Here is a 17,089-nt window from a genome sequence, read left to right on the forward strand (position 1 = left end):
TCAGCGCGCTTGAATGCGTCCGTGACAATGTTGTCGACTTTCGCCCGCATACGGATTGTATCCGGCGACCACGACCCTAGGCTGGTCGATGCCCGCAGCCTTCAGGCAGGCTCGCGTCAACTCGATTTCGCCGACAATGCGCTCGACCGAGAGACAGCTTGCAACGGCCGTCAGCGGGATATGCGAGATGGCGCGTGCATTTCAATCATTTTCAGCACGTTGAAGTCGCGCATCTTGAGTTTGAACGACAGGGCATCTGGCAAGAAGATGGCGTCATCACTATAGCCGGGATCGGCTAGGTACATCGTCGACTTATCAAACACCCAGCGCTTTGCAGGTATCGCGCGCGCTCGGTGGTTACGTCGACATCTGGCGCGATATAGGCCTTTCCTTGAAACCGGCGAGCTTAAGCAGGCCGCCGGTCAGTTCCGGGCTAATACCCGCCGGATCGCCCGTCGCCAACGAGACGGTCGGACGGTCATCGTGTTGCATATCGGTGGACAGAGTTTCTTTCGATTGAAGGCCGGTCATAGAACCGTGACGGCTTTGCCATGCTGATTGATGATAATCCTTTCCTTAGTTGAGGCGCAAGCCGGCGTCGTTGTCGAAGAGGTGCAGCTTTTGAACATCCGGCATGACGCGGATGATCTCGCCGGGCCGCGCCGTGATACGATCCCGGAAGAGGCAGGTAATTTCAGTATTGTTCGCCCGCGCGACAACCTGGGTCTCCGATCCGGTCGGCTCGACGACGACAATCTCCATCGGCATACCCTCGCCGGACATGATCAAGTGCTCGGGACGGAAGCCATACCGTGCCGGCCGGCCCGAGGAGCCCGACGGCGCATTGGCGATCGGGAACGTTAGGTCGCCGAAGGCGAAACCGGAGGATTCGATGCGGCCTTCCAGAACGTTCATGGAAGGCGAGCCGATGAAGCCGGCAACGAACAAATTGGCCGGCCGGTCATAAAGCTCGAGCGGTGCGCCGACCTGTTCGATGATGCCACCATGCATGACGACGATCTTGTCTGCCATGGTCATCGCTTCGATCTGGTCATGGGTGACGTAAATCGTCGTGGTTTTCAGGCGCTGGTGCATCGCCTTAATCTCGGTGCGCATCTGCACGCGCAGCTTTGCATCGAGATTGGAAAGTGGCTCGTCGAACAGGAAGACCTGCGGATCCCGAACGATGGCGCGGCCCATGGCTACGCGCTGGCGCTGGCCGCCGGAAAGCTGGCGCGGATGGCGTTCGAGTAGCTTGTCGAGGCTGAGGATCTCGGCAGCCTTTTTGACCTTCTCGGCAATCTCAGCTTTGGGCAGGCCCTTGAGCTGAAGTGAAAAACCCATGTTTTCGGCCACCGTCATATGCGGGTACAGCGCATAGTTCTGGAAGACCATGGCAATGTCTCGGTCTTTCGGCGGCACATTGTTTACCACTCGGCCACCGATGCTGATATCGCCGCCGGTGATGCTTTCCAGCCCGGCGATCATGCGCAGCAGAGTCGACTTTCCGCAGCCCGAAGGGCCGACTAGCGTGACGAACTCCCCGTCCTCGACGTCGACCGAGATCCCGTGGATCGCCGCGACCGCGCCATACGATTTCTTGACATTGCGAATGCTGACGTCAGCCATGATCTACTCCCATTATTGCAGTCGAAATGGCGGCGACACGGCATCGCGTCCGCCGCCCTCTCCTCAAGCGGATTTGCGCAGTGTGGTGGCGGTCCGACCGCGGATGCCTGCCGGCATCGCATCGCCGTGGGCCTCGATCAGTTCGTCGACCATGGCGCGGATGTCCTTGATTGACAGCACGCTTGTCGCATGGCGGTCGAGCATGGCGGCGCGATGCACTTGGTCACGATCGCCGTTGAGCGCTGCCTTTACGGTCAGGTCCTGAACGTAGACATGTGGGGCGCAGTACCCGGCAAGCTCAGGCGGCAACGAGCCGGCATTGCAGGCGCGCATGCCGCTCTTGTCGACGACGACTGGAACCTCGACGCAGCATCCGTCCGGAAGGTTGTCGATCAGGCCATCGTTGCGGACGTTGCCGTAGATCAACTGCGGTTTGCCGGTCGCCATCGCATGAATGATCAGCGAACCGTATTCGCGCGAGCGCTCCAGCGGGAAGGTCTCTCCCGCCAAGAGCTTGCGGCGGGTCTCGGCATAGCGACCAAGGTTGCGAACGCTACGACGGATGTACTCATCAACTGGAACGTCGTACGCGGCGATATCTGCTTCGCTCTTCAGGAAATAGGGCGTGTATTCCGCATTGTGCTCGCTGGACTCGCTGATGAAGCGGCCGAAGGAACGCATCAGTTCGAAGCGGACCTTGTCCTTGGCAAAGATTTCCGGATTCTCCATGGCCGCCCAGAGCCGGGGATAGGCATCCTCGTCGTCGATCTTGAGTTTCAGGAACCAGGTCATGTGGTTGATGCCGGCGCAATCGTAGGACAAGCTTTCGACCGGGACGTCGAGATAGGATGCGAGCTCATGCGCGGTGTTCTGCACGTTGTGGCAGAGGCCAATCACCTTCTGCTCCGGATAGGCTTCGTAGACGGCCTGGGTCAGGATGCTCATCGGGTTGGTGTAGTTGAGCAGGACCGCGTCCGGGCAGAGTTCGCGCATGTCGGCGACGAGATCCAGCATGAACGGAATGGTGCGCAGGCCGCGGAACATGCCGCCGATGCCGAGGCTGTCTGCGATGGTCTGCTTGAGGCCGTATTTGCGCGGGATTTCGAAATCCAGCAGCGTCGCCTCGTGCATGCCGATCTGTACCATGTTGATGACGAAATCCGCATCCTTCAATGCAGCCCGCCGGTCGAGATGTTCTTCGATGACCGGGTTCGCGTCGAACTGCGCCGCCGTCCAGCGGGTCATCATGCCCGCCGTCTCCAGCCGCTCCTGGTCGATGTCGTGGAGCGTGATGGTGACATCGCGGAGTTCCGGGAAATCAAGAATGTCGGTCAGCAGATTCTTGACGAAGACGACGCTACCGGCGCCGATCATGGCAACTTTCAACATAGGTAGTCCTTTCACGTAGAATTCAAATTTGCATCGCCACCAAGTCTTGTGAGCCGGCTTACTTGAGGCCCGTTCCCGCAATGCCCTGGATCAGTTGGCGCTGGAAAAACACGAATATGACGAGCATCGGCACTAGGGACAAAAGCGCGATGGACATGATGTCCGTCCATTCGGTGTTGTACTGGCCCTTGAGCAGGTTGAGGCCGAGCTGGACGGTGTACATCTCCTGATCAGTGAGCATGACCAAGGGCATTACGAAGTCGTTCCACCGCCACATGAAGGTGAAGATGATCAGCACCGCGATAATCGGCTTGGACAACGGCAGGACGATCTTGCGAAAGATCGTGAGCTCGCTGGCGCCATCAAGCCGCGCGGCCTCGATCAACTCGTCCGGGATCGACACCATGAACTGGCGTACCATGAAGATGCCGAAAGCTTCGGCAGCACGCGGCAGGATCACGCCCCAGTAGGAATTGAGCAGCCCAAGCTCGGACACGACGAAGAAAAGCGGGACGATGATGACCTGGACCGGTATCATCAGAGCGCTCAGCACCGCCAGAAACAGCACGTCGCGTCCGGCGAACCTGAACTTTGCGAAGGCATAACCGCACAGCAGGTTGATGGTGACGGTGATCGCCACTGCCACCACGGCGATGACGGTCGAGTTCCAGAACCAATGCAGGAACGGCATATGCGCCAGCGCGTCGGCGAAGTTCTGCCAGACCCATCCCGTGGGCATTAGGCTGACGTCAGGAATGAAGATCTGATCCTTTGGCCTGACTGCCGTCACGAACATCCAGTAGATCGGAAAGATCATGATTACTGCGCCAAACGCCATGAGAACCCAAAGACCGATCGTTTCCAGCCGCTTTTTCGTCGGAGTAGTTGTGGTGACCATCATGGCCGTGGTCTCCTACACAAATTCTTCGGTCCGCTTGTTCACGCGCCACTGCAGCAGAGTGAACAGGAGGATCAGAAGGAAGAGGACGATACCCATGGCGCTCGCATAACCCATTTCGGATGTCGCGAATGCCGACTGGTAGATGTATTGGACGATCATCGTCGTCGAGAAACCTGGACCACCACCCGTCATCACGAAGATCAGGTCGAAGACCTGGAAGGAATGGATGACGTTGAGGATGAGCAGCAGGAATGTCGTGGGACGCAGGAGCGGCCATGTGACGTGGCGAAACTGCTGAAGGCGGGTGGCGCCGTCGATTGACGCGGCCTCGTAATAGGTCGGCGAAATCGACTGCAGCGCCGCCAGATAGACGACCATACAGAATCCAACGCGCGTCCACAGCGTCGTGATGATGATCGACGGCAGGGCCCAGCTTGTGGTCGAAAGCCAGGCGACAGGCTGGATCCCAACGAGCTTCAGCAAAGCGTTGATGACGCCGTAATGGTCGTTGAACAGCCAGGCTGCGATGATCGCCGTCGCAACGCTCGACACGACGACGGGGAGAAAGTAGATGCTGCGCAAGAACGTGCGGGCATAGAGATCACGGTTGAGGCCGACGGCGAGCAACAGGCCAATGGCGAGGCTCGTCGGCACGGTTGCCACAGAATAGATGACGGTATTCTTCATCGCCTGCCAGAACTGGTAGTCGGTCAGGAGGCGAGTGTAGTTTTCCGCGCCGATATAGAACGGTTCATCGATCAGGGACCATTCGTGCACGCTGATGAAAGCCGCATAGAGAAGCGGAAAGAAGATGAAGACCGAAAATAGAACGAGATTGGGCGCGATGAACAGATAAGGCGTCAGTCGCGGCCGGAAGGATGCCCACCAGCCGGAAAACCGGCTGGTGGCAGTCTCGTTCATTGCCTTCTCAAGGGATATTGAGGTGGGGGCCATGACCTGCATTCGCTTTGATAAGATTTCAGGGGTTTAACGATTCGTTCAGGCCCGCAGCAGAAGCCGCTCGATATGGGCTTGGATATTCTCGGCTGTCTGCTCCGCAGACTGGCCGGATGTAAAAGCCAGATCGAGCTCGTCGGCCATCTTGGGGTTGAACCTGCCCCAGTTGGGATGGATGACCGTACTGACGAGATGTTCGGGAATGGTCTTCGTCTGCTCTACGAAGACCTTCATCTCATTCGGCCGTAGAGAGAACTCGATCCCCTTGTCCACAATCGACGTGCGCACCGGCAGAAGCTGGGCCGTATTGACGAAGCTGCGCATGTTTTCCTCGTTGACGAGGAATTTGACAAACTCGGCGGCCAATTCTGGCGTCTTGCTATCGCGGGAAACCGCGACGCAGGTGCCGCCAAGATCGTCGGCCATTGCGACGTCACGCGGCAGGTAGGTGACGCCCCATTTGGCCTTCATCTGCTGCTCGACGAAGGGAATCTGCCAATTGCCATTCAGCATCATGGCGATCGTGCCGTTGGCGAACAGGTTCTGCACCTTCTCGGCGCTCTTGACCGAGGTGCTGGGCGGAACCAGTCCTTCGGTGAACCAGCTCTGTGTCCATGCAATCGTCTCGATGCCGGCCTTCTCGGTGATGCGGGAGGCCGTCAGGTCCTCGCTCAGCAAGCGCCCGCCATGCTGGTAGAGATAGAACATCCAGCGATGCACGGCGCCGTTCTGCCAGCTCATGGCGAACGGATAGGATGAGCCGCCCTGCGTCTTGAGCTTTTTGGCGTTGTCGATGAACGCCGCCCATGTCCAAGCTTCGTCGAGGCTGGACGGTACCGAGATATTGGCCTTTTCCAACAGTTCCTCGTTGTAGAACAGGGCAAACGTATCGGTGTGATGCGGCAGCGCGTAGGGAGTGCCCTTGACGTTGACGGCGCTCCAGACGGCAGGTGTGAAGCCCTTGCCGAAGTCCTTCTCGAGATACTGCGTAAGGTCGATGGCGGCCTTGTTGCTCGCGTATCGCCCGATCTGCTGATAGGTCACGCGGAAGAGGTCGGGCGCCTGGCGGCCCGCAAGGCGCGTATCGACCTGCTGGTAGAATTGCGCGAACGGCATCACATCAAGCTTGACCTTGACGCCGGGATTGGCGCTTTCAAATTTGGCGATCACGTTCCTGTAGCCAGCAACTTCTGAATCGCCGCCCCAGACGGCAAATGTCAGCTGTTTTTCCTGTGCAAGCGCCGGCATGCCGAGCGCGCCGGTCACAAGCCCCGCGCCGAGACCCGCGCCGGTCTTCAAAATGGTACGTCGATTGATAAATTGCGTCATGTCTTCCTCCCATGAGTGTCAATTTCCAACGCCTCCCTCGACACACATGCCGGGAAGGCACGTTTTCAGTTGTGCGGCATTCCCTCCGAATCGACCTCCGTTCCACCGCACGATTCGCGCACAAGTAGCCTGACGGGCAGCAGATGATCCTGCCGCCCTTCCTTCTTATCGATTGCATCTATGACCGCTTGCATTGCCAGCTTCCCGAGCTCCTCCCGGGAGCTGTCGACTGTTGTCAACGTCGGGGCAGTAAAGCCACCGAAGGCAATGCCATCGAAACCGACGACGGCGAAATCATCCGGCACCCTCAGCCCGCGCTTGCGCAATCCATGCAAAGCGCCGATCGCGAGCCGGTCGTTATAGGCGAAGAGAGCCGTCGGCGGGACGTCAAGCGCCAGGATGCGGTCAAGGGCGAGGACACCGCCTGACAGCGAATTCTCGGTCACCACAACGAGATCTTCATCGAATGGCAGACCAGCCTCGGAAAGCGCATGCATATAGCCATCGATACGGTCGTGCCCGCCATGCGAACTTCGCAACGCCTGGGTAAAGTGTGCGATGCGCCGATGTCCAAGCGAAATGAGGTGGCGGGTGGCGATATATCCACCTCTCTCAAGATCGACGCGGACGCTTTGAATTCCCGGTGCGGGGCTAGGCTCCTGCAGCACGACAACGCCGACACCGCGCTTTACGAGAGCAGGTAGTTCCGGAGCAGCGCAGTTATTGTGTCCTGCGACGATGATCCCGTCGTAAGCCGCCCCTTGCAACAAGAGCGCAGTGTGAAACTCGCTCAGTTCGTTGCGGGACGAAATGATCGTGACCGAATATCCGCGCAAACTGGCTTCCGCTTGCGCCGCACTCGCGATCTCTAGGAAGTACGGATTCTCCAAGGTCGGCAGAATGAAAGTGATGATCTTGGTGCTGCGCTGCCGCAGGCTTCTGGCGGCATGATTGGGCGTGTAGCCCAACTGGGCAGCGGCGGACATCACGCGTTCCCGTGTCTCCGGAGAAATGCGCACGGCACTATCCCGGCCATTGAGCACGAGGGAAATGGTCGCTTGGGAGACACCCGCGAGGCGTGCGACATCAGCGCTTGTCGGTGCAGCGGCGGCCGAATGTTCACCCGTGGACTTGCGGTTCATCGCGGACCCTACACTTGCTAAATCGTATTAGCTAATACGTATTAGCTCGAGCGACGGGCTGTCAAGCCCTCACACGGAGGCGAAATCAATCGCATCGTCGGGTCCTTTCTGGAAGGGAATAGGTGACCGTCGGAGGTAGCTTTTGTTGCCTTCAGCGTATGGGAGATCCGCTTCACGGTCTCGCCTACAGCGGGATGCTGAGGAGGCTCCGGACCCAATGGCTTTGCATGATCTTGAAAAAGCCCGTCCCCAGTAAGTGGCTCCTTCAAATCGAGAGCTGTATGGTAGGGTCACTTGCAGCTGGGAGGATCGACGAGCAAACGTTCCTCGCCTCCGTTGCTGCGGCCACGTTCAGGTTTCTGCGAGGGCGCGATACGCTCGTGCGCCAACACACCCACCGTTCGGCGGGTCTTGCACGCTTTATTGTGCTAGCAACGTGATCATGACGTGGGTAATGGCTTGAGCTTAGAGCGGCGGCAGCGTTCAGAACAGTACTTCACGTCGCTCCAGTTCTTGGCCCACTTCAGCCTCCATGCAAAAGGTTTTCCGCATGTCGCACACGTTTTTATCGGCAGATCCGCTTTCTTGACCATTCTCGCCATATGGATCCTCTCCTATTCAACGTGTTTACGAAATGCGAACGAACCACTCGCCGCTCAGTTACCGAAGTGGCAATTCCACGAGCCCTACCCTATCTGGGGAAGCACTCAGCGATTGGAAGCACCCGACTTCAACCTCTTTTCATGTCCGCTCGAGCTATTTCTGTTCACTTTACGTTCCGCCTGCCCTATGACAGGCGGGTTTGCCATGTTTGAGACAGTGGATGATCAACCGATCGACTTTTAAATTTCTAGAGGAAGCCTCCAGTAATCACGGCGCCGAGTGGCTCGACGACAACCGAGCTAGACTTGATTGCGCGCGCCGCGACTTAATTGAATTCACCCTAGCGTTAGCTAATAGCACAGGGTCGATCGACAAGCGCGTAGATGAGGCCAACCGAGATCCCCGCAAATGTTTGAGTGCCGCGTCTATCTCGAAAGGCACCTGCTGCATCACGTTGCGAGTTTCGCCTTCGAAGAACGCAGCCGCGACATATTACATGCAAATCTCTCCGCACAGCTCATACAGCGGAGGCGGAGCGCTGCTACCCCCGCCACGGCTTGCCCGCATTTTGCGGCAAACAATCGCAAGCCACACCGGCAAATGGAGAGGGATCGTCGAGGGTCCATTATTTCGGACATATTTCCCAAATGGTCTGACGGGCGGTCATGATTTGAGCGCCAGCGGGTACGTCAGAAATCACGACGCGCTCGACTTTTTCAATCTCAAAAACTTCGGAGCCTGTCGCAACGTTTCTGACGAGATGCTCGTGTCCTCCAATCTTGTCGAGGAAAATAGTAAAATCATTCGCCGCTGCCCGCGCGCTGGTCGATTACATCAATCGGGCAACGACTAAGCTCCCCGAGCCCCGATAACCGGAAGGCTCTTGCGCGCAAACTTACTGACCCGAAGCTTATAGAGATGAAAAAGTAGGCTCGCGACTATCAGCACGGTCGGGATGTGCTTGATCGGTTTCCTGTCATTGAGATTGTTTAGGACGCTAAAAAGGTGGCCGCAGACGTCTCGGCATTAGAGATTTTGCTTGCGAGCACTTATACGGTAGGGACCGGCTCTCTCCCCCATTACGACAGATTTCCAGGAAAGGGTGATCTCTCGTCGCGCACTCAAGGCATCAACCGCTTCATGGACGGCTGGCATGTAGTCACGCCACTCAAGCGGAGCGTTGTGATCATTTGCAAGGCTGCGCGCAACTTCGCTCGGGCACGTCGTCCCATCAGGTCGACTGACGACAAAACTTAAAATGGTCGATTCCGCATTCGCTCGCATGGCTCGTCCCCATTTAACTGAACTGTCTCGCGGGTCATTTGACAGTTACATTGTCTCAGCAAAGCATCAGGCAAGACCATCTCTGCGCAATATGTCTTACAGCGGTGGTGTTGCGCTGGACGGCTCCGTTTTGAATAAGCGAGAGAGCTACTTCGTTCAGGCAAAGCGATATGGGAAACCGTTCAACCATGCGGCGGCTTTTGACGCTGTCTCAGTTGCCGGGAAACGCAGCGGATCGTTACTCAAGATCTAACCGATGCGCCACCCCGTCATCGCAGAGGCTTTGGAGGCGCCATTGATTGTCAGCTTGGAATACTTGAGCCACTGCTCGATAGCAACAGTGGTGACGAACCTGAAGGCGTCATAGATGGTATTGCTGATCGGACTTGAGGCGAAAACCCGCGTCCGCGTCGCAGGCATCATGACCGGGACGCCGCTGCAGATCTCGACGTTGTCCGAATACGGGGTTGCCGAGCGCACGCCGGCCTTGGCTGCGGAAACCGCTCGGTTGCCGCCCTTGCCGCAACATGCCGGGTTCCAGGCGGAGCCGGTGACTGTTTCGCCTTTGCGCGGCCGTGCCGGACCGGACATTTGACGATGATGTCGTAATGCAGACTGCCGAAAACGACGACAGCGGGGCTGGGTGCGGTCTTAGAAATTTGTCTTTCCGTCTGGAGGCGACGGCCGCCATAGTCTTTTCTGGATTTTCCCAAAATTGCCTATTGCACATCACCGGTCGCCGAAGTCCCGCCGCCAGGCGCAAGTAATGTAAACGCTCGTTTATTTGCTCCGCATCCGGCCAAATAAAAGCCTCTGACCAATCGCGCGCGCCGCCCTTCATATGGCTCAAAGGTTTTCCTTGAGTATAATTTCGATGCGGATCTTTTCCTGTGCGGCGAGCGGCTCGCGGGCATCCGAGCGGGCGCGCATGATGCGAATTGCACTGCGCACCGCATGGCCCGGATCCTGTGCGATCACGGCATCGATACGGTCGTCCCGGAGCGCCTGTTCGGTGAAGGGAGTTCGCTCGTGGACAACCACGGCAATGGTGCCGAGATCGACGTTTCCGGCAGCAGCCAGGATCGGCACGCGAGCCTCTGCGCTCAGCACGTAGATTCCGGAAACATCGCGGTTGCCGGCCAACACGCGGGCCATCACCTGCTGGCTACGTGCCTCGTCGGCGTGGGTTTCGATGGACGGCAGACAGGTCAGATGCGGAAAGGCGCTGTTGATCACGTGGTCGAAGCCAAGGCGGCGCTGGATGCTGTCGAGCGACTGCATGGTTTCCGCGATCACCATGACCTTTCCCGGATGGGAACCCGCAAGCATGCCCATCAGCTTGCCCGCACTCGCACCCGCCGCAAAGTTGTCGATACCGACGAAATCAGCCTCTGGCAGCTTTTCCTGACCGGACAGGAATTGCACCACCTTGATGTTGCGCTGGAGAAGCCGCGCCATGGCGTCTCGCACCTGAGGCGATTCGGGCGCCATGACAGCCACGCCATCGACCTCCTCCTTGTCGAGGCTGGAGAGCAGCTTTGCCACGCCATGCGCATCGTCGATCCCGATCTGGCGGTAGGCAATCTCGGTGAGGTCGCCCTTGAGCGCATCAGTCAGCTCTTCAACGTGCCGCAGGAGCTCATTGAGGTATAGATCGCCGCTTGCCGGAAGCAGGAAGAGAAAACGGTACACCTTGTTGCGGGCAAGGCTGACAGCCGCCGGATTTCGAACGAAGCCGATCCGCTCGATTGCGTCATTGACCAGCCGGGCGGCCTTCAGGCTCACATTCGGTCGTTCGTTCAAGACACGATCGACCGTTGCAAGGCTGACGCCTGCAGCCTCGGCCAGATCCTTCGCTGTTGGACGCATGACGACTTCCCATGATTTCCGCCTTCCAGAGCTTTCCTTCAAAACATCAGCAAACGCAAGAATTGATGTGCGCACCTCAAAAATCACTTGCTTTGAGGTGCGCACATCAATTAGCCTCCATCTGGGTTCGGGAGAGGCATCCATTACACCCCGTTCCGCTGGAGGAGGCCGGCTAGAGATTAGGGTCCGGAGCCGGCATTTGGCCCGCAAGGGCGTTTCGCCATCCGCAGGAGACCGGACGGCGCTGGGAGGATGACATGATGAAATCGCTTTACGTGAAAGGTCTGCTTACTGCCGGAACGGTCGCCTGTTCGATGGGTTTCGGCACTATGATGGCGCATGCCGACGAAAAAGAACTGACGCTCTGCTGGGCAGCATGGGACCCGGCAAACGCACTCGTCGAACTCAGCAAGGGCTTCGAGGCGTCGTCCGGCATCAAGATGAAATTCGAGTTCGTCCCGTGGCCGAACTTCGCCGACCGCATGCTCAACGAACTCAACTCGGGCGGAAAGCTCTGCGATCTGATGATCGGCGACAGCCAGTGGATCGGCGGCGCCGCCGAGAACGGCTGGTATGTGAAGCTCAACGAGTTCTTCGACAAGGAAGGCATCAAGATGGATGCCTTCGTTCCGGCAACCGTCACGGGTTATTCCGAATGGCCGAAGAACACCCCGAACTACTGGTCGCTGCCAGCCTTCGGGGACGTGGTCGGCTGGACCTACCGCAAGGACTGGTTCGAGCGGCCCGAAATTAAGACAGCCTTCAAGGATAAGTTCGGTCGCGACCTGACGCCGCCCGCAACCTTCGACGAACTGAAGCAGGTCGCCGAATTCTTCCAGGGCCGCAAGATCGACGGCAAGACTGTCTACGGCGCCTCGATCTATACCGAACGTGGCTCGGAAGGCATCACGATGGGCGTGATGGACGTGCTTTACAGCTATGGCTTCAAGTACGAAAATCCGAAAAAACCATATGATATGAAAGGCTTTGTCGATTCCGAGGGCGCCGTGAAGGGCCTCGAATTCTACAAGTCGCTCTATGATTGCTGCGTCGCACCGGGCACATCCAACACCTACATGGGCGAAGGCATCGACGCCTACAAGTCGGGCCAGGTCGCCATGCAGATGAACTTCGCCTTCACCTGGCCGGGGTTCGAGGCTGATCCGAATGTCGGGCGCGGAAAGACCGGCTATCTCGTCAATCCCGCAGGCCCCGGTGGCGGGAAGTTCGCCCAGCTCGGCGGCCAGGGCATTTCGGTCGTCGCCAACACCGACAACATGGACGGCGCACTGGGCTACATCAAATGGTTCGCCCAGAAGGATGTACAGGACAAATGGTGGTCCATGGGCGGCTTCTCGTGCCTTCGCGCCGTCGTCGAAGACCCGAATTTTGCCAAGAGCCAGCCCTATGCGCAGACCTTCCTCGACAGCATGGCGATCGTAAAGGACTTCTGGGCCGAGCCGTCCTATGCGACGCTGCTGCAGGCATCGCAGAAGCGGTTCCACGACTATGTCGTCGCTGGCAATGGCACCGCGAAGGAAGCTCTGGACGGGTTGATTGCCGACTGGACGGAAACGTTCGAGGACGAAGGCAAGCTCTGACACAAGAAGATCTTGGCTCCTGGATCTGATCCTGGCGCAGTGTCTCTAATCTTTCCCCCGGTAATGCCGGGGGAAAGCCAAAGCCAAGCGTTGCCGCCTGCACATCTTTAGAAACCCAGCCTGCCGGCACAACCCGAGCTTTGCCTTGTTGCCTCACCGGCCACGGCACCGCATGCGGTTGCCCTTTGGAAACGCCACACGGATCCGGACGATGACCGACACACCCGCAGACCGCCTCGCCCGTGCGACGCCACAACCGGTTGCCAGACGCATCCGGGGCTTAAGCGACAGGGCCATCGCCTGGATCTTCGTAGCACCCACGATCTTCCTGCTTCTGTCGGTCAACATATTTCCGCTGATCTGGACGATCCGCCTGTCCTTCACGAACTTTGCCGCGAACAAGCCGAACGCGGAGGTGAAATGGGTCGGATTGCGCAACTACACGCGCATCCTCACCGACGCCGACACCTGGGCGAACATGCAGACGACCGCCCATTTCCTCATCTGGACGATCACCTTCCAGGTGCTGATCGGCTTCTCCCTGGCATGGCTGATCAACCGCAAGTTCAAGGGCAACGACCTGGTGACGACGCTGATCGTCATCCCGATGATGCTCTCGCCCGCCGTGGTCGGCAACTTCTGGACCTTCCTCTACCAGCCGCAGATCGGCCTCGTGAACTACGCCGTCGAATTCCTGACCGGCATTCCCGCCGACAGCTTCTCGATGCTTGGCCCCGGCGGCTGGGCGCGCTGGGCGATCGTGATTGTCGACACCTGGATGTGGACGCCCTTCGTCATGCTGATCTGCCTCGCCGGGCTGCGCTCCATCCCCGATTACATCTATGAAGCAGCGGAAGTCGACCGCGCATCGAAGTGGCGGCAGTTCTGGACGATCACGCTGCCGATGGCACTGCCATTCCTGATGCTTGCAGTCCTGTTCCGCGGCATCGAGAACTTCCGGATGTTCGACCTCGTGGTCCTCCTTACCGGCGGCGGGCCGGGGGACGAGACGCTGCTCGCCTCGATCGACCTCAAGCGCGAGGCCTTCGAGAAATGGCGGACCGGCTATTCCAGCGCCTATGCAATTGTCCTGTTCGTCACGGTATTCGGCCTCGCCTCCATCTACGTGAAGGCCCTGAACAAGGTTAAGGAACGATGAGCGCCCATTCCGTCACCGAACCGTCGCCCGCCTCGAAGTGGATTGCCGGCATCCTCGTCGGACTTTATGCGGTGATCACGCTGATCCCGCTCATCTGGATCATTTCGACGAGCTTCAAGTCCGGCCCGGATTCGATCAGCTATCCGCCGAAGGTCGTCTTCCAGCCGACGCTGGAAGGCTACGTAAACCTCTTCACGACACAGTCGCGCCCCTCGGTGGAAGACCTCGCCAAACTGCCCGCACCCACCACGTGGTATGACAAGATCACACGGGAAAGGGGCATGATCATTTCGGGGCCGTCGCGCTTCGGGCAACGATTCCTGAACTCGGTCATCATCGGCTTTGGCTCGACATTCCTGTCGATCTTCCTCGGAACGCTGGCCGCCTATGCCTTCAGCCGCTTCAAGGTGCCTCTCAAGGATGACCTCCTGTTCTTCATCCTGTCGACCCGCATGATGCCTCCAATCGCCGTCGCGATCCCGATTTACCTGATGTTCCGTCAACTGGGGCTTTCGGATACGCACCTCGGGATGATCCTGCTTTATACGGCGGTCAACCTTTCGTTGTCGGTCTGGCTGCTCAAGGGATTTATTGACGAAATCCCGCGCGAATACGAAGAAGCGGCACTGATCGATGGCTACACCCGCTTCCAGGCCTTCTACAAGGTCGTCCTGCCGCAGGCGGCAACAGGCATCGCCTCGACCGCGATCTTCTGCCTGATCTTCGCCTGGAACGAATATGCTTTCGCAGTCCTGCTGACGAGTGGCAATGCCCAGACGGCGCCCCCCTTCATCCCGACCATCCTGTCGGTTGGCGGCGGTATCGACTGGCCGGCCGTTGCGGCTGCAGCGACACTGTTCCTGCTGCCCGTGATTATCTTCACCGTGCTGCTGCGCAAGCATCTGCTGCGCGGCATCACCTTCGGAGCCGTGCGCAAATGATCAACTTCCTTGCCCGCCTGCGCCGGTTCCGGCGATCCGAATGGGAGATGTTCGCCTCGGCACTGATCGCGCTCGGCGTGGTCATGCTCATGCAGCCGCTTTCTCTGACACTCTTTACCTTCTCCTTTCCGGTGACGCTGATCGGAACCGTCATGTTCATCGTCGTCAGTCATTTTCCGGAGTAGATCATGGCCCAGATTCGCGTTGAAAACCTGCGCAAGGACTTCGGAGCCTTCAATGCGGTGAAGTCGTCCTCCTTCACCGTCGAGGATGGAGAGTTCTTCATGCTGCTCGGCCCGTCCGGCTGCGGCAAGACGACGACGCTGCGGATGATGGCCGGCCTGGAACTGCCGACCAGTGGCGAGATCTATATCGGCGGCGAAGAGGTCGGCATGAAGCGCGCGAGCGAGCGCGACATCGCCTTCGTCTTTCAGATGTTTGCGCTTTATCCGCACGTGAACGTGCGCAAGAACATCTCCTATCCCCTGGTCAGCCAGGGGATATCGCGCTCCGAAGTCGATCGCCGCGTATCGGAAGTCGTCCGCATCCTGCAGATTGAATCCATCCTCGACAAACCGGTCGGCGGGCTTTCGGGCGGCGACCGCCAACGCGTCGCACTCGGCCGCGCGATCGTGCGCCAGCCGAAGGCCTTCTTCATGGACGAGCCCCTCGGCGCGCTCGATGCGGAGTTCCGCGAGCATATGGCAGAGGAGCTGCGCGCCCTGCACGACCGCATGGGGGCGACCACCGTTTATGTCACCCACGACCAGCTGGAAGCCATGCAGATGGGCGACAAGATTGTCGTCATGAACCATGGCGTGATCGAACAATTCGGCAAGCCCCAGCAGATCTATGACTGGCCGGCAACCAAGTTCGTGGCGAAATTCATCGGCTCGCCGCCGATGTCGTTCCTGGAATTCGAAGGTGCGATCGACGACGGGGGCAACGCGGTGACGATCGGTGGATCCCGCATCGAGGTTCCCAAATCCCGCGAAGGCCGCAAGGGTGCGCTCACGCTCGGCGTCAGGCCGGAACACGTCCACCTGTCGGACGCAGCCGGTCTTCGCGGACGGGTGGCCGCCGTCGAATATCTCGGCACCACACAGATCGTCACGATCGAGACGGCCCATGGCGAGATCAAGGCGCGGACGGCGTCGAGCGATGCCATCAGGACGGACGTTCCCGTCGGGCTTGAATTCGATCGCCGCTCACTCACCCTGTTTGATCCAGAGAGCGGAAAGGCACTGGTGTCCGAGGCCAATGAAGGAGTCCTCGCCCGTGGCTGAAGTCGTTCTCTCCAGCATCCGCAAGTCGTTTGGCGCCACCCGCGCGCTCGACGACGTGACGATGACCGTACCGGACGGCGCATTCGTGGTGCTTCTCGGTCCGACCGGAGCCGGCAAAACCACGCTGCTGCGCTTGGTATCGGGCCTCGACACGCAGGACAGCGGCGACATCAGGATTGGCGGTCAGTCCATGGCGGGGCTGACGCCCGCACAGCGCAATGTCGCCATGGTCTTCCAGCAATATTCCCTCTACCCGCACATGACCGTGCGGCAGAACCTCGAATTTCCGCTGAAATCGCCGCTGTTGCGCACGCCGCAGGCGGTGATCGACCAGAAGGTGAAGGCAATCGCCGAGGTCCTGCAGATCGCCCACAAGCTGGACAACCGGGCAACGGCCCTTTCGGGCGGCGAGATGCAGCGCGTGTCGATCGGCCGGGCGCTGGTCCGCAATCCGCAGATCTATCTCATGGATGAGCCGCTGAGCTCGCTCGATGCGAAACTCCGCGCCGACCTTCGGGTCGAACTGAAGAACATCCAGGCCCGGTCCGGCGCCACCTTCCTCTACGTGACGCATGACCAGATCGAGGCGATGACCATGGCAACCCATGTCGGCGTGCTCAAGGAAGGACGCCTCGTGCAGTTCGGTTCGCCGCGCGAGATCTACGAGGCGCCGGTCAGCATCTATGCCGCGACCCGGCTAGGCCAGCCGCGCATCAACGTGCTCCCCGCACACCTCTTCCCCGGAGCATCGGCGGGGGCCCATACGATCGGGCTTCGGCCCGAGCATATTCTCCAGGGAGAAGGGCAGGAAGCCAAGGTGGTCCGGGTGGAGCATCTCGGCGATCAGACGCGTCTTCATCTCATACTTGGGGAATATCCGATCATCACCGTCACCGATGCCCACACCGGCCTCAAGGGCGGCGACATCATCAAAATCCAGCCGCACCAGCCGATCTATTTCGATGCGGCCGGAATGCGTCTCGTCTAAGGGAGGGTCTC

18 protein-coding genes and 1 pseudogene are annotated in these 17,089 nt (G+C 59.0%); 7 read left to right on the top strand and 12 right to left on the bottom strand.

From position 1 onward, the window contains the following. From ACQY1L_RS20310 to ACQY1L_RS20350, 9 genes are all read right to left on the bottom strand, one after another. Complete coding sequence (locus ACQY1L_RS20310) at window positions 1-189, bottom strand: 4-hydroxythreonine-4-phosphate dehydrogenase PdxA (RefSeq protein WP_082471755.1); 189 nt, start codon at window positions 187-189, stop codon at window positions 1-3. Then, window positions 171-323 (bottom strand): hypothetical protein, encoded by a 153-nt coding sequence (locus ACQY1L_RS20315; RefSeq protein ID WP_430245891.1) that lies wholly within the window; start codon window positions 321-323, stop codon window positions 171-173. Before ACQY1L_RS20315 ends, ACQY1L_RS20310 begins: the two co-directional genes overlap by 19 nt. A 253-nt stretch (window positions 324-576) precedes the next feature. Continuing rightward, window positions 577-1,629 (bottom strand): ABC transporter ATP-binding protein, encoded by a 1,053-nt coding sequence (locus ACQY1L_RS20320; protein WP_192078336.1) that lies wholly within the window; start codon window positions 1,627-1,629, stop codon window positions 577-579. A 63-nt stretch (window positions 1,630-1,692) separates the two neighbouring features. Continuing rightward, entirely contained in the window at window positions 1,693-3,018 is a 1,326-nt protein-coding gene (locus tag ACQY1L_RS20325; RefSeq protein ID WP_062577716.1) for an alpha-glucosidase/alpha-galactosidase, read from the bottom strand. A 58-nt stretch (window positions 3,019-3,076) separates the two neighbouring features. Continuing rightward, a complete protein-coding gene (locus ACQY1L_RS20330; protein ID WP_092662762.1) occupies window positions 3,077-3,919 on the bottom strand; it encodes a carbohydrate ABC transporter permease in 843 nt (280 codons plus the stop codon). Window positions 3,920-3,931: 12 nt separating this feature from the next. Next, window positions 3,932-4,840 carry a carbohydrate ABC transporter permease gene (locus ACQY1L_RS20335; RefSeq protein ID WP_199864866.1) on the bottom strand — a complete coding sequence of 303 codons (909 nt, stop codon included), beginning with the start codon at window positions 4,838-4,840 and terminating at the stop codon, window positions 3,932-3,934. 78 nt (window positions 4,841-4,918) lie between these two features. Further along, window positions 4,919-6,205, bottom strand: coding sequence for an extracellular solute-binding protein (locus ACQY1L_RS20340; RefSeq protein WP_430245894.1), 1,287 nt, complete (start codon window positions 6,203-6,205; stop codon window positions 4,919-4,921). A gap of 65 nt (window positions 6,206-6,270) precedes the next feature. Next, window positions 6,271-7,347 (bottom strand): LacI family DNA-binding transcriptional regulator, encoded by a 1,077-nt coding sequence (locus tag ACQY1L_RS20345; RefSeq protein ID WP_062577710.1) that lies wholly within the window; start codon window positions 7,345-7,347, stop codon window positions 6,271-6,273. A gap of 440 nt (window positions 7,348-7,787) precedes the next feature. Beyond that, a complete protein-coding gene (locus ACQY1L_RS20350; protein WP_082471754.1) occupies window positions 7,788-7,949 on the bottom strand; it encodes a DUF2256 domain-containing protein in 162 nt (53 codons plus the stop codon). Between the two features lie 221 nt (window positions 7,950-8,170). Between ACQY1L_RS20350 and ACQY1L_RS20355 the strand changes: the two genes are divergently transcribed. After that, window positions 8,171-8,803 (top strand): DUF2461 family protein, encoded by a 633-nt coding sequence (locus tag ACQY1L_RS20355; RefSeq protein ID WP_430245898.1) that lies wholly within the window; start codon window positions 8,171-8,173, stop codon window positions 8,801-8,803. A 173-nt stretch (window positions 8,804-8,976) separates the two neighbouring features. Here the strand turns inward: ACQY1L_RS20355 and ACQY1L_RS20360 are convergent, their stop codons facing one another. From ACQY1L_RS20360 to ACQY1L_RS20370, 3 genes and pseudogenes are all read right to left on the bottom strand, one after another. Continuing rightward, window positions 8,977-9,234: a DUF3253 domain-containing protein gene (locus ACQY1L_RS20360; protein WP_430245900.1), complete on the bottom strand. Its 258-nt coding sequence runs from the start codon at window positions 9,232-9,234 to the stop codon at window positions 8,977-8,979. Window positions 9,235-9,702: 468 nt separating this feature from the next. Continuing rightward, window positions 9,703-9,893: pseudogene (locus ACQY1L_RS20365) on the bottom strand (ribokinase); the annotation flags it as partial. Window positions 9,894-10,080: 187 nt separating this feature from the next. Then, a complete protein-coding gene (locus ACQY1L_RS20370; RefSeq protein ID WP_430245902.1) occupies window positions 10,081-11,103 on the bottom strand; it encodes a LacI family DNA-binding transcriptional regulator in 1,023 nt (340 codons plus the stop codon). A gap of 314 nt (window positions 11,104-11,417) precedes the next feature. Here ACQY1L_RS20370 and ACQY1L_RS20375 point away from each other — a divergent pair, with 314 nt between their 5' ends. The 6 genes from ACQY1L_RS20375 (at window position 11,418) to ACQY1L_RS20400 (ending at window position 17,078) form a co-directional block, all read left to right on the top strand. After that, window positions 11,418-12,704 carry an ABC transporter substrate-binding protein gene (locus ACQY1L_RS20375; protein WP_430245995.1) on the top strand — a complete coding sequence of 429 codons (1,287 nt, stop codon included), beginning with the start codon at window positions 11,418-11,420 and terminating at the stop codon, window positions 12,702-12,704. Between the two features lie 211 nt (window positions 12,705-12,915). Next, window positions 12,916-13,863 (top strand): carbohydrate ABC transporter permease, encoded by a 948-nt coding sequence (locus ACQY1L_RS20380; protein ID WP_062460076.1) that lies wholly within the window; start codon window positions 12,916-12,918, stop codon window positions 13,861-13,863. Next, window positions 13,860-14,804, top strand: coding sequence for a carbohydrate ABC transporter permease (locus ACQY1L_RS20385; RefSeq protein ID WP_430245904.1), 945 nt, complete (start codon window positions 13,860-13,862; stop codon window positions 14,802-14,804). The genes ACQY1L_RS20380 and ACQY1L_RS20385 overlap by 4 nt, the downstream gene beginning before the upstream one ends. Continuing rightward, complete coding sequence (locus ACQY1L_RS20390; RefSeq protein WP_113111337.1) at window positions 14,801-14,989, top strand: hypothetical protein; 189 nt, start codon at window positions 14,801-14,803, stop codon at window positions 14,987-14,989. The genes ACQY1L_RS20385 and ACQY1L_RS20390 overlap by 4 nt, the downstream gene beginning before the upstream one ends. A 3-nt stretch (window positions 14,990-14,992) precedes the next feature. Continuing rightward, window positions 14,993-16,090, top strand: coding sequence for an ABC transporter ATP-binding protein (locus tag ACQY1L_RS20395; protein WP_430245906.1), 1,098 nt, complete (start codon window positions 14,993-14,995; stop codon window positions 16,088-16,090). Continuing rightward, window positions 16,083-17,078, top strand: coding sequence for an ABC transporter ATP-binding protein (locus tag ACQY1L_RS20400; protein WP_430245908.1), 996 nt, complete (start codon window positions 16,083-16,085; stop codon window positions 17,076-17,078). Before ACQY1L_RS20395 ends, ACQY1L_RS20400 begins: the two co-directional genes overlap by 8 nt. Window positions 17,079-17,089 lie beyond the last annotated feature (11 nt).

The organism is Neorhizobium sp. DAR64862/K0K3 (genome assembly GCF_050500185.1).
GTDB classification, from domain to species: domain Bacteria; phylum Pseudomonadota; class Alphaproteobacteria; order Rhizobiales; family Rhizobiaceae; genus Neorhizobium; species Neorhizobium soli.